Annotated in this window: 13 protein-coding genes; 9 read left to right on the plus strand and 4 right to left on the minus strand. The window is 65.7% G+C overall.

Translation table 11 applies throughout. From position 1 onward, the window contains the following. Window positions 1-573, minus strand: a 573-nt coding sequence (locus B3P22_RS06335) for an SIS domain-containing protein (protein WP_296270382.1), incomplete at its 3' end; no start/stop codon positions are given. A 290-nt stretch (window positions 574-863) separates the two neighbouring features. Between B3P22_RS06335 and zwf the strand changes: the two genes are divergently transcribed. After that, window positions 864-2,285 (plus strand): glucose-6-phosphate dehydrogenase, encoded by a 1,422-nt coding sequence (gene zwf / locus B3P22_RS06340; protein WP_296270432.1) that lies wholly within the window; start codon window positions 864-866, stop codon window positions 2,283-2,285. A 79-nt stretch (window positions 2,286-2,364) separates the two neighbouring features. Here zwf and B3P22_RS06345 read toward each other — a convergent pair whose 3' ends face one another. Together B3P22_RS06345 and znuA are read right to left on the minus strand one after the other, a co-directional pair. Next, window positions 2,365-3,606, minus strand: a complete 1,242-nt coding sequence (locus tag B3P22_RS06345; RefSeq protein ID WP_296270383.1) for an MFS transporter — start codon at window positions 3,604-3,606, stop codon at window positions 2,365-2,367. 208 nt (window positions 3,607-3,814) lie between these two features. Beyond that, the gene (znuA, locus tag B3P22_RS06350; protein ID WP_296270384.1) at window positions 3,815-4,765 is read right to left on the minus strand and encodes a zinc ABC transporter substrate-binding protein ZnuA; all 951 of its coding nucleotides are present in this window, start codon (window positions 4,763-4,765) and stop codon (window positions 3,815-3,817) included. A 66-nt stretch (window positions 4,766-4,831) separates the two neighbouring features. On the opposite strand from znuA, the gene zur reads away from it, so the two are divergent. The 7 genes from zur (at window position 4,832) to B3P22_RS06385 (ending at window position 10,563) form a co-directional block, all read left to right on the plus strand. Then, a complete protein-coding gene (zur, locus tag B3P22_RS06355; RefSeq protein WP_197858884.1) occupies window positions 4,832-5,317 on the plus strand; it encodes a zinc uptake transcriptional repressor Zur in 486 nt (161 codons plus the stop codon). After that, complete coding sequence (znuC, locus tag B3P22_RS06360; RefSeq protein ID WP_296270385.1) at window positions 5,314-6,102, plus strand: zinc ABC transporter ATP-binding protein ZnuC; 789 nt, start codon at window positions 5,314-5,316, stop codon at window positions 6,100-6,102. The genes zur and znuC overlap by 4 nt, the downstream gene beginning before the upstream one ends. Beyond that, window positions 6,102-6,890 (plus strand): zinc ABC transporter permease subunit ZnuB, encoded by a 789-nt coding sequence (znuB, locus tag B3P22_RS06365; protein ID WP_296270386.1) that lies wholly within the window; start codon window positions 6,102-6,104, stop codon window positions 6,888-6,890. Before znuC ends, znuB begins: the two co-directional genes overlap by 1 nt. A gap of 153 nt (window positions 6,891-7,043) precedes the next feature. Then, a complete protein-coding gene (locus B3P22_RS06370; protein WP_296270387.1) occupies window positions 7,044-7,868 on the plus strand; it encodes a PA5502 family lipoprotein in 825 nt (274 codons plus the stop codon). Window positions 7,869-8,052: 184 nt separating this feature from the next. Further along, window positions 8,053-9,060, plus strand: coding sequence for a methionine ABC transporter ATP-binding protein (locus B3P22_RS06375; protein WP_296270388.1), 1,008 nt, complete (start codon window positions 8,053-8,055; stop codon window positions 9,058-9,060). Next, window positions 9,060-9,728 carry a methionine ABC transporter permease gene (locus tag B3P22_RS06380; protein WP_296270389.1) on the plus strand — a complete coding sequence of 223 codons (669 nt, stop codon included), beginning with the start codon at window positions 9,060-9,062 and terminating at the stop codon, window positions 9,726-9,728. Before B3P22_RS06375 ends, B3P22_RS06380 begins: the two co-directional genes overlap by 1 nt. Before the next feature lie 64 nt (window positions 9,729-9,792). Beyond that, a complete protein-coding gene (locus B3P22_RS06385) occupies window positions 9,793-10,563 on the plus strand; it encodes a MetQ/NlpA family ABC transporter substrate-binding protein (protein ID WP_296270390.1) in 771 nt (256 codons plus the stop codon). Window positions 10,564-10,905: 342 nt separating this feature from the next. Here the strand turns inward: B3P22_RS06385 and B3P22_RS06390 are convergent, their stop codons facing one another. Then, window positions 10,906-11,760: a LysR family transcriptional regulator gene (locus B3P22_RS06390; RefSeq protein WP_296270391.1), complete on the minus strand. Its 855-nt coding sequence runs from the start codon at window positions 11,758-11,760 to the stop codon at window positions 10,906-10,908. Between the two features lie 112 nt (window positions 11,761-11,872). Here B3P22_RS06390 and B3P22_RS06395 point away from each other — a divergent pair, with 112 nt between their 5' ends. Next, a complete protein-coding gene (locus tag B3P22_RS06395; RefSeq protein ID WP_197858891.1) occupies window positions 11,873-12,298 on the plus strand; it encodes a VOC family protein in 426 nt (141 codons plus the stop codon). Window positions 12,299-12,329: the final 31 nt, after the last annotated feature.

Consider the following 12,329-nt stretch of genomic DNA (forward strand, 5'->3'; position numbering starts at 1 on the left):
CAGGTCCTTGGAACGCCCGGACTGGGAAATGCACACTGCCACATCGCCCGGCTGCAGGGTCACCGCACTCATCGCCTGCATGTGCGGGTCGGAATAGGCCGCGGCGTTGAGCAGCAGGCGGAAAAATTTGTGCTGGGCATCGGCCGCCACGGCGCCGGAGGCACCGAAGCCGTAGAACTCCACGCGCTGCGCATTGGAGCAAGCGGCGATGGCGCGCTGCAGGGCCTCGGGGTCGAGCTTCTCGCGCACCTCCATCAGCGTATGCAGGGTGGTGTCGAAGATCTTCAGGCTGAAGTCGGCGACCGAGTCATCCTCGTGAATCGCGAACTGACCGAAGCTGGCACCGGCGGCCAGGCTCTGCGCCAGTTTCAGCTTGAGGTCCTGGAAACCACTGCAACCGATGGCGCGGCAGAAACGCACGATGGTCGGCTCGCTGATGCCGACGCTGTGCGCCAGCTCGGCCATGGAGCTGTGCATCACCGATGCAGGATCGAGCAAGACGTGATCGGCCACCTTGAGCTCGGACTTGCGCAGCAGGTGGCGCGACTGGGCGATGTGTTGCAACAGATTCACGGAGATAGGCTCTATGCAGAAAAGGGTCTACCGCGGCGCTCGGCGAGTCTCGGCTCGGTTATGATCGGCGGTCGGCGGTTGTAGTGACCTTGTAGTTATACTACATAGCTCGCGCTCGCGCACAGCCAAGCGGCTGCCGAACAGCTGAACGAATGTTTCAAACATCGGGCACGCCGCAAAAACACAGGCATTCTTGGGGCGTTTTTCACTGCCTCCTTCCTGCAAACGCAGGTAGTTTGCAACGGTCCGCTAAACGAGTCGGAGTGTTTCCCTTGAGTATTCCCTGCGACATGCTGGTCTTCGGTGGCACGGGCGATCTGGCCCTGCACAAGCTGCTGCCGGCGCTCTATCACCTGCACCGCGAAGGGCGCCTACACGCCGATGTGCACATCCTCGCCCTGGCTCGCAGCAGCCACACCCGCGAGGCCTACCAGGCCCTTGCCGAGCGCCACTGCCGCGCCCAGGTCGCCCGTGCCGATTTCACCAACGAGGCCTGGGCCAGCTTCGCCGCACGCCTCGACTACTTCGCCATGGACGCCGCGCAGAGCGCCGATTTCGGCCGCCTGGCCAAGCGCCTGGGGCGTGATGAACAGCGTGTGCGGGTCTACTACCTGGCCACCGCACCGAGTCTGTTCGAAGACATCGCCGCGCACCTGGCCAACGCCGGCCTGGCCGGCCCGGCGGCGCGTATCGTGCTGGAAAAACCCATCGGCCACTCGCTGGAGTCGGCTCGGGCGATCAATGCCGCCATCGGCGCCGTGTTCGATGAGGCGCGGGTGTTTCGTATCGATCACTACCTGGGCAAGGAAACTGTGCAGAACCTCATGGCGCTGCGCTTCGCCAATGCCCTATTCGAACCGGTCTGGCGCGCCGGGCATATCGATCACGTGCAGATCAGCGTCTGCGAAACCCTCGGTGTGGAAAACCGCGGCGGCTACTACGACAAGGCCGGCGCCATGCGCGACATGATCCAGAACCACCTGCTGCAACTGCTCTGCCTGGTGGCCATGGAAGCGCCGGTGCGATTCGACGCTGAAGCGGTGCGCAACGAGAAGGTGAAGATCCTCGAAGCGCTGAAACCCATCTCCGGCCTCGACGTGCAGGACAAGACCGTGCGCGGCCAGTACACCGCCGGCAAGATCGGCGGCCACGATGTCCCCGCCTACTACTTCGAGAAGAACGTCGACAACGACAGCGACACCGAAACCTTCGTCGCCGTGCAGGTGGAAATCGACAACTGGCGCTGGGCTGGCGTGCCGTTCTATCTGCGCACCGGCAAACGTCTGGCGAAGAAGGCCTCGGAAATTCTCATCCAGTTCAAACCGGTGCCGCACCGCCTGTTCAATGGCGGCGAAGCCAACCAGCTGCTGATCCGCCTGCAACCGGAAGAGCGCATCAGCCTGCAACTGATGGCCAAGAATCCCGGCAAGGGCATGCGCCTGAAGCCGGTGGAGCTGGACCTCAACCTGGCCAACGCCTTCAACCAGCAGCGCCGCTGGGACGCCTACGAGCGCCTGCTGCTCGACGTGATCGACGGCGACTCGACGTTGTTCATGCGCCGCGATGAAGTCGAGGCCGCCTGGCAATGGGTCGACCCGATCCTGCAGGGCTGGCACCAGCATTATCAAAGCCCGCGCCCCTACCCGGCCGGCAGCGATGGGCCGGAGCAGCTGCAGCACTTGCTGGAGCGCCACGGGAGGCACTGGGCATAGACATGTAACCCGGATGCAATCCGGGTTCCTCCGCTCAGCCCCGGATTTCATCCGGGCTACTGGCTCGCGTCTGCGTCGCTCAGGCTACTGATCGGCGCGCGTGCGCGAACACCACAAGCAACACCAGCATTCCCAGCCCTCCAGCAGCCAGGAACAAACCCTCGTAGCCCAACGACTTGGCCAGCCCCCCACTGCTGGCGCCGACGAAGCCGGACAACAGCAGTTGCGCCGACGCCTGTAGAGTGAAGTCGGCGCCTTCGTGTTCGGGGCGGCACATGCGCATCATGGCGGCGAACAGGGCGACGGTGGACATGCCGTCGGCCACCTGCTCGAACAGGGTCACGGCGTAGACCAACCCGGTGTTGGCGCCCTGCCCCACCAGCAACGCGAGGGCGGCGATGCCGATGGCCTGCAGCGCGCCGAACAGCATCAGCGCCCGCAGCACGCCGATGCGCGCGTAGAGCAGGCCGCCGAGCACGGCGCCGCCGATTCCGGCCAGGCTGCTGAACAGGGTTAGCTGGCCAAGTGCGCCCGTGCTCCAGCCCTGATCCACCAGCATCGGCTTGATCATCGGCGAGCCGAGCGAGTCGCCGAGCTTGAAGGTCAGCACCACCGCCAGCCAGAGGAGCATACCGGGCTGCGCCAGCAGGCCGCGGTAGTGATCGAGCAACAGGCGCGGGCCCAGGGCGCGCTCCGCCAGAGCAGGCTGAAAGGGCAGGACACGGCGCTCGGGGAACAACCAGATCGGCACGGTCATCAGCAGGATCAGGCCGGCCACCAGCCCCACCGCCAGGTTCCAGCCCAGCGGGTCGATCACCAGCAGCAGGCCGCTGCCGCTGACGATCATGCCGACCTTGTAGCCACCCACCTGCAGGCTGTTGCCCATGCCGCGCCAGCGTTCGGGCAACAGGCGCACGGTGAGGCCATCGGTGGCCACGTCCTGGGTCGAGGCCAGCAGGTTGATCAACAACAGTAGGCAGAGCAAAAGCCACAGGCCGGAGCCAAACAGCGTCTGCGGAGCGAGCAGCGCCAGTGCGGCGACACAGACGATGACGCCCGTCTGCAGCGGCAGGATCCAGCCACGGTGGTGGCCCAATCGGCGCGAGGCCAGGCGGTCGATCCAGGGCGCCCAGCACACCTTGAGCAGCCAGGGTAGCGCCAGCAATTTGAGCAGGCCGATCAGTGCCAGGTCGACGCCGTGCTGACGCAGCAGCACCGGCAGCGAGTGGGCGATCAATCCGGACGGCAGGCCTTGCGCGCAATAGAGCGAGGCCAAAAGCACCAGCGTGGCGTTGGACGGACGAGGTGCGGTTAGCGACATGGCGGGCGCTCGCGGCAAAAGCGCAAGCCTAGTGGTTTGCGCCAGCCAGCGGCAATGTGAAGGTGGTTACAGTTCGTAGCTCGGTTCGTCGCGGCTGAAGCCCGTCCCACAACAGCCAACCCGTAGCCCGGATGCAATCCGGGGCACTTCAATCGCGAATGAATTCGCTCCTACACAGGGTCTGCCGCCGGACTCTCCAATGCGTCCCCTACAAGCTATTCAGGCACTCACTCAGGCCACCGGCCAGGTTATCCAGCAGTTGCTCGTAACCGCTGGCGTCGACCGGCAGAGTGCCGCCCAGCGCATCCAGCTCCGCCAGTTTGACCGGCAGGCCCGCGGTGAGGGTTTCAGCCAGGCGCGGGCGCAGCGGCGGTTCGCTGAAAACGCAGCTCGGGCCGGTCTGCTGCAGGCGCTCGCGCATGGCAGCGACATGCCGCGCACCGGGCTGGACTTCGGTCAGCACGCTGAACACGCCGGCGTGCTTGAGGCCATAGGCGGCCTCGAAATAGTCGAAGGCCTCGTGGAAAACGAAGTATGGCTTGCCTTGCAAGGCGGCCAGTTGCGGGCGGATACGGCCATCGAGCGCATCCAGGCGCGCCTCGAAGGCTTGCAGGTTGGCGGCGTAGCGCGCAGCGTTGGCCGCATCCAGCTTGGCCAGGTCCGCGGCCATGCGCGCGGCAATCACCTTGGCGTTGTCCGCGGCCAGCCACAAATGGGCATCCAGACTGCCTGGGCGATGGTCGTGATCGTGTCCCAGGTCGTCACCGGCATGGGCGTGCTCGTGATCATGATCGTCGTGTTGGTGGTCGTGGTCATGCTCGCCATGGCTGTCGCCAAAGTGACGCAGGGTCATGCCGGGCAGATCCTGCACGGCCACCTGCGGCTTGTCGCGGCTGCCGAGCACGCGGGGCAGGAAGGCTTCCATGTCCGGGCCGATCCAGTACAGCAAGTCGGCCTCGCGCACTCGCCGTACGTCGGACGGACGCAGCGCATAGTGGTGCGGCGAGGCGCCCGGCGGCAGCAGCACTTCGGGCTCGCCAACACCGTCCTGTACCGCCGCGGCGATCAATTGCAGCGGTTTGATACTGGTCAGGACACGCACCTCGGCCTGGGCGCTGGCGACGAAAAGAAGGGTAAAGAGACAGAAAAGACGCAACACGGGGCATACTCGGATGGAATTGAATGGGTAATATAATAACGTCTCTTACCAGCGCCGTCCTTGCCCATGACCGACACGCCTCTGGCTTCACGCCCACACGACCATTCCCGCTGCGTCAGCCATGCGCTGGCTGAAGCCGAAGCCATCTGCGCTCGCCAGGGCCTGCGCCTGACCGCCCTGCGCAAACGCGTGCTGGAGCTGGTCTGGGCCAGCCACAAACCGCTCGGCGCCTACGACATTCTCGGCGTGCTGAGTGATGAAGATGGCCGCCGTGCGGCGCCGCCCACGGTCTACCGCGCGCTGGACTTCCTCCTGGAAAACGGCCTGGTGCACCGCATCGCCTCACTCAACGCCTTTGTCGGCTGCAGCCATCCGGAGCACGCGCATCAGGGCCAGTTCCTGATCTGCCGGGCCTGCCATGCGGCGACCGAACTGGAGCAGCCCGCCATCAGCCAGGCCATCGTCGACGGCGCAGCCGGCGTCGGTTTCGCCGTGGAAAGCCAGACCGTGGAAGTCGTCGGCCTGTGCGCAGGCTGCAAGGGCGCGGCATGAGCGAAGCGCTGATCCGCCTCGACGGCGTCGCTGTCAGCTTCAACGGCCAGGCCGTCCTGGACGACGTGCAGCTCAGCGTACAACCCGGCGAGATCGTCACCCTGATCGGCCCCAACGGCGCCGGCAAGACCACCCTGGTGCGTGTGGTGCTCGGCCTGCTGCAGCCTGAGCGTGGCAGCGTGCGCCGCACACCGCGTCTGCGCATCGGCTACATGCCGCAGAAACTTCATGTCGACGCCACCCTGCCGCTGTCGGTGCTGCGCTTCTTGCGCCTGGTGCCGGGAGTGGATCGCAAGCGCGCGCTGGCGGCACTGGCCGAAGTCGGTGCCGAGCAGGTGATCGACAGCCCGCTGCAGAGCATTTCCGGCGGCGAGATGCAGCGCGTGCTGCTGGCCCGCGCCCTGCTGCGCGAGCCGCAACTGCTGGTGCTCGACGAGCCGGTGCAGGGCGTCGACGTTGCCGGCCAGGCCGAGTTGTACAGGCTGATCTCGCGGCTGCGCGAGCGTCACGGCTGCGGCGTGCTAATGGTCTCGCACGACCTGCACCTGGTGATGAGCGCCACCGATCAGGTGGTCTGCCTCAACCGCCACGTATGCTGCTCCGGCCACCCGGAACAGGTCAGCTTTGATCCCGCCTTCATCGAGCTGTTCGGCCAGGACGCCAAGAGCCTGGCCGTCTATCACCACCATCACGACCACGCTCACGACCTGCATGGCGGCGTGGTCAAGCCCGGCCTGACCATTCACGGCCCGGCTCACGTTCACGGCCCGGACTGTAAACACTGATGCCCGATTTCCTTCTCAACGCCCTGCTCGCCGGCCTGGCGCTGGCCCTGGTGGCCGGCCCGCTGGGCTCCTTCGTGGTGTGGCGACGCATGGCCTATTTCGGCGACACCCTGTCCCACGCCGCCCTGCTCGGCGTGGCGCTGGGCTTGATGCTCGACGTCAGCCCGACCCTCACCGTGACCGTCGGGTGCGTGCTGCTCGCCGTGCTGCTGGTGACCCTGCAACAGCGCCAGCCGCTGGCCTCCGACACCCTGCTCGGCATCCTTGCCCACAGCACCCTGTCGCTGGGCCTGGTGGCGCTGAGCTTCATGCATGACGTGCGCATCGACCTGATGAGCTACCTGTTCGGCGACCTGCTCGCCGTCAGCCCTACCGACCTGGCCTGGATCATCGGCGGTAGCACGCTGGTGCTGGCGCTGCTGGCCTGGCTGTGGCGACCGCTGCTGGCGATCACCGTGCACGAGGAGCTGGCGCGGGTCGAAGGCCTGCCGGTGGCGGCGATCCGCCTGGCGCTGATGTTGCTGATCGCCGTGGTGATCGCCGTAGCGATGAAGATCGTCGGCGTGCTGTTGATCACCTCCCTGCTGATCATTCCCGCGGCTGCCGCCCAGCGTCACGCGCGCACGCCGGAGCAGATGGCCGTGGGCGCCAGCCTGCTCGGGCTGCTGGCGGTGTGCTGCGGCCTGGCGCTTTCTTGGTACCAGGACACGCCGGCCGGGCCGTCCATCGTGGTCAGCGCCGCGGCGCTGTTCCTGGCCAGCTTCGCATTGCCCAGACGCAGCGCCTGATGGCGCGCTCTGCGTAGCCCGGATGCAATCCGGGAATACTCCAGCACGTTTTCCCCGGATTGCATCCGGGCTACGGCGCTAGCGATCGAGGTGAAATCAGTGCCGCAAGCCTGTATAATTGCGCGTTTTTTGCACAATTCGAGACGCGTAGTCATGAAGTCGTTCGCTTTTCGCGGTCTTCCTCTTTTGCTGGTTCTGCTGCTGATCGGTTGCCAGAGCAGCCAGCAGCAGAGTCTCCCGCCGGTTGATGATCTGGTCCTCGCCTTCCGCCAGCTCGACCTGAGCCTGGCCGAGGAGCGTCTCGACGATGCGCGTGGCCAGCTCGGCGCACTGCAGCAACGCGCCAGCCGCGACACACGCCTGGAGCAGTACCAGCGCCAACTGGCCGAAGCCTATATGGAGCGGGGCCAGGAAGCGCTGCAGCAGGGCGATCTGGACCGCGCCGCACAAGCGCTGGGCCAGGCTCGCAGCCTGATGCCGCAGGCGCCGTCATTGAGTCACGACCTCAACCAGGCCATCGATAGCGCCCGCGCCGCACGTCAGGCTGCAGCCGAACAGCAGGCACGCGAAGCTGCCGCCAAACTCGACGCTGAGCGCCAGGAGCAACTGCGCCAGCAGCGCCTGGCCAGAGCGACCGTCGCAACGGCGCCTGCGAGCGAGCCGGCTCCCGAGGCCGAGAGCACGCCTACCGCCCGACTGATCGACCCGAACGCGGCCACCAGTTCGGTGGCGTTGCCTATGCTGGACAGCCAGGACAATCAGGAACTGCGCCGCCTGCTCGACAACGTGGCAGCGGACGCCGTGACCTTTCGCTGCGCCGTGCACATCGAAGTGCGCGAGGCCAAGGACTATCCCTGGGTCGCGGCACTGCTCTCGGCTCGTATCAAGAAGCTCGACCCGAGCTTCCGACCACAGTTGAGCCAGAAGATAGTGCCGCAACAGGTACCGCGCCTGCTGTTGAGCCCGCAGCGCCAGTGAAACGGGCGCTGACACCGCCGCTGATCGGTAATGCCGTTTTGTAATAACCATAGGTCAAGAAAGATTTTCTCGGCCTAAACACCGCCGGGTAGACTAGCGCCCTTTTGCGCCTTACCCGGCGCCCGATGGCCGGCCCCCTTTCACCTTTGGGCTCGCCCTTGAACACACCCAAAAGGTCGTTCGCGTGATCCAGTTTCAATCCGTCCACAAGGCCTACCGCGTCGCGGGCCGCGAGATTCCGGCGTTGCAGCCCACCACGTTGCAGATCGGCAGCGGCCAGGTGTTCGGTATCATCGGCCACTCCGGCGCTGGCAAGAGTACCCTGCTGCGCCTGATCAACCGCCTGGAAGAACCCTCCGGCGGGCGCATCGAGATCGACGGCGTCGACGTCACCGCCCTCGATGCCAATGGCCTGCGCCGCTTCCGCCAACAGGTCGGGATGATCTTCCAGCACTTCAACCTGCTGTCGTCGAAGACCGTCGCCGACAACATCGCCATGCCGCTGCGCCTGGCTGGCGAGCTGAGCCGCGCCGAGATCGACGCCCGCGTCGCCGAGCTGCTGGCACGCGTCGGCCTGCAGGATCACGCCAACAAATACCCCGCGCAGCTCTCCGGCGGGCAGAAACAGCGTGTCGGCATCGCCCGTGCGCTGAGCACACGGCCGAAGATCCTGTTGTGCGACGAAGCCACCAGCGCCCTCGATCCGCAGACCACCACTGCCGTGCTGCAGCTGCTGGCCGAGATCAATCGCGAGCTGGGCCTGACCATCGTGCTGATCACCCACGAGATGGATGTGATCCGTCGCGTCTGCGACCGCGTGGCGGTGATGGACGCTGGCGTCATCGTCGAGGAAGGTCCGGTAGCCGAGGTGTTCCTGCACCCGCAGCAACCGACCACGCGGCGTTTCGTGCAGGAATCCGAGCACGTCGACGAGGCCGAGCAACATGACGACTTCGCCCATGTCCAGGGCCGCATCCTGCGCCTGACCTTCCAGGGCGAAGCCACCTACGCGCCGCTGCTGGGCACCGTGGCCCGCGAGACCGGGGTGGACTACAGCATCCTTGCCGGACGCATCGACCGCATCAAGGACACCCCCTACGGCCAGCTGACCCTGGCCCTCACCGGTGGCGACATCGACGCCGCGCTGGCGCGCTTCGAAGCCGCCGACGTGCATCTGGAGGTACTGCGCTGATGCTCGAACAACTGCTGCCCAACGTCTTCTGGCCGGAAATCTGGCAGGCCAGCCTCGATACTCTGAACATGCTGCTCGGCTCGATGTTGTTCACCGTGCTGCTCGGCCTGCCGCTCGGCGTGCTGCTGTTCCTCACCGGTCCGCGCCAGTTGTTCGAGCAGAAGGCCCTGTACGGTGCGCTGTCGCTGGTGGTGAACATCCTGCGCTCGGTGCCCTTCGTCATTCTCTTGATCCTGATGATCCCCTTCACCGAGCTGCTGGTCGGCACCTCGCTGGGCGTCGCGGGCGCCATTCCGCCGCTGGTGGTGGGCGCCACGCCATTCTTCGCGCGCCTGGTGGAAACCGCCCTGCGTGAAGTGGAGCGCGGCATCATCGAGGCAACCCAGGCGATGGGCGCCAGCACCTGGCAGATCATCACCCGCGCGCTGCTGCCCGAGGCGCTGCCCGGTCTGCTCGCGGCCACTACCGTCACTGCGATTACCCTGGTCTCCTACACCGCCATGAGCGGCCTGATCGGCGGCGGCGGCCTCGGCGACCTGGCCGTGCGCTACGGCTACCAGCGCTACCAGCCGGACGTGATGGCCGTGACCGTGATCCTGCTGCTGATTCTGGTGCAGGTGCTGCAGGTGGTCGGGGATCGCCTGGTCATACATTTTTCTCGTAAGTAATCACGACAAGCGGCGACTCGCCACCCGCGAGACCCGCACCAACCTTCCCAAAAGGAACCTTGAAATGAAGAAGCTGCTGACTGCCATCGCCGCTTGCGCGGCCTTCTCGGCCCAGGCCGAAACACTGAGCGTCGCCGCCACCCCGGTGCCGCACGCGGAGATCCTCGAGTTCGTCAAACCGGCCCTGGCCAAAGAAGGCGTGGAGCTGAAAGTGCGCGTGTTCACCGACTACGTGCAGCCCAACCTGCAGGTACAGCAGAAGAACCTCGACGCCAACTTCTTCCAGCACCAGCCGTACCTGGACGAGTTCAATGCCAGTCGCAAGACCGAGCTGGTCAACGTTGCCGGCGTGCATGTCGAGCCCTTCGGGGCCTACTCCAGCAAGATCAAGGACCTGAGCGAGCTGGCGCAGGGCGCCACCGTGGCCATCCCCAACGACGCCACCAACGGCGGCCGCGCCCTGCTGCTGCTGCAGAAGGCCGGCGTGATCAAGCTCAAGCCGGAAGCCGGCATCCTCGCCACGCCGAAGGACATCGTCGAGAACCCGAAAGGCATCAAGGTGCGTGAACTGGAAGCGGCCACACTGCCGCGCGTGCTGAGCCAGGTCGACGTTGCCCTGATCAACACCAACTATGCCCTGGAAGCCAAGCTGAACCCGACCCAGGACGCCCTGGCCATCGAAGGCAGCGACTCGCCGTACGTCAACATCCTGGTGACCCGCGCTGACAACAAGGACAGCGACGCCGTGCAGAAGCTGGTCAAGGCCCTGCACAGCGCCGAGACCAAGCAGTTCATCGAAGAGAAATACAAGGGCGCCGTAGTACCGGCGTTCTGATCGCCGCTGACACCCCGAGCTGTACCCGATGCCGCGCCGCTGCCAAGCCGCGCGGCATTTTTTATGGGCAGTACTTCGCGCACCCTACCTGGCTGCCATCGCGGACAAGTCCGCTCCCACAAAAAACGGTGCAAGCGCACGGCGGCTCGCCACTCATACCGTAGGAACGGTCTTGACCGCGAAGCTTTTCCTGCTGCGCCATTCGCGGGCAAGTCCGCTCCCACAGAAAGCGGCGCACGCCCTACCCGGCCCTGAGCTTCTCTGGGCGAATCCAGATGAACAGGCACAGGGCGATTACTGTCCCGGATCCCGGATTGCATGCAGGCTACGACCTCCCAAGGATTAGCCCCGCAGGCAATCCAGCAGACAGTCCAGCGCCGGCTGGCGCTGCGCACGCCGCAACAGCGCCACCAGTTCACGGTGGAAGGCCAGTTCGCCCAGCTCGATCACCCGCAGGCGGGTCGGCCGCTGCAGCCACAGGCCGGCACGCGGCACCAGCGACACACCCATGCCGTTCTCCACCAGGCGCACGATGGCCTCCACCTCGTCCAGCTCCAGGGCCTCGCGCACCGCCAGTCGCTGCTCGCGGAGAAACCGGCTGACCTGACGACCGCCGAACGAGGCACGGTCGTATCGCACGAAGGGCTGCTCGGCGAGCAACTGCAGCGGATCGTCGCCGGCTACGTCCAACGGCGCGATGAGCACGAAGGGTTCGCGTGCCAGCGGCACCTCCAGCAGCTCCTTGGGCAATGGGAACGGCGGCTTGATCAGCAGGGCCAGGTCCAGCTCGCCGGCATCGAGCTGGGTGAACAGCTGCAGCGACACACCCGGCACCAGCTTCAGTTCGACCCGCGGCGCCAGCTGGCGAAAGCGCGGCAGCGCCTCGGCCAGCAGCCCGGTCTGCAGGGTGGCGATGGCGCCGACGCGCAATTCGCCCTGCCACTGATCAGCGGCCTGCGGCAAGGCCATCTGCGCATACAGCGCCAGCATCTGCTCAGCCAATGGCAGAGCGTGGCGACCGGCGGCGTTGAGCACGGCGGCGCGGCCGCTGCGGTCGAACAGGCGTACGCCCAGGTGCTGTTCCAGTACGCGGATCTGCGCGCTGACCGCCGACTGGGTCAGGCCAACCTGCTGCCCGGCAGCGGCGAAGGTGCCCAGGCGGGCCACGGTGACGAAGGTTTTCAGCTCGCGCAGCATAAGCATCTCGATTGATCAGAATTATTTGAGCTTGCGAGAAAGGATATTCGCTTTCAATCGATTTGGCTGTTGCTAGGCTAGCCCGACAGACAATAACCAGAGGTACTGCGTGATGGCCCTTGCTCCCTTTCACTTGGCGATTCCCGTTTTCGATCTCGCCGCAGCGCGGCATTTCTATGGCGAGGTGTTCGGTTGCGCCGAAGGGCGCAGCAGCGATCACTGGGTCGATTTCGATTTCTTCGGCCATCAGCTGGTGATCCACGAGGCGCCGAAGATGGCCTACCAGGAAGCGGCCGTGAGCAACCCGGTGGATGGCCACGACGTGCCGGTGCCGCACTTCGGCGTGGTGCTCGGCTGGGCCGACTGGGAAGCCCTGGCCGAGCGCCTGCGCAGCCGCGAAACGCAATTCGTCATCGAGCCCTATGTGCGTTTCAAGGGCCAGGTCGGCGAGCAGGCGACCATGTTCCTCCTTGACCCCTGCGGCAACGCCCTCGAGTTCAAGGCGTTCAAGGACATCGGCCAGCTGTTTGCCAAGTGAGCAACTGAGTCAGGTCCGGCGACGGGGCGAG

This window comes from Pseudomonas sp. UBA6323, assembly GCF_002439135.1.
Lineage (GTDB): Bacteria > Pseudomonadota > Gammaproteobacteria > Pseudomonadales > Pseudomonadaceae > Aquipseudomonas.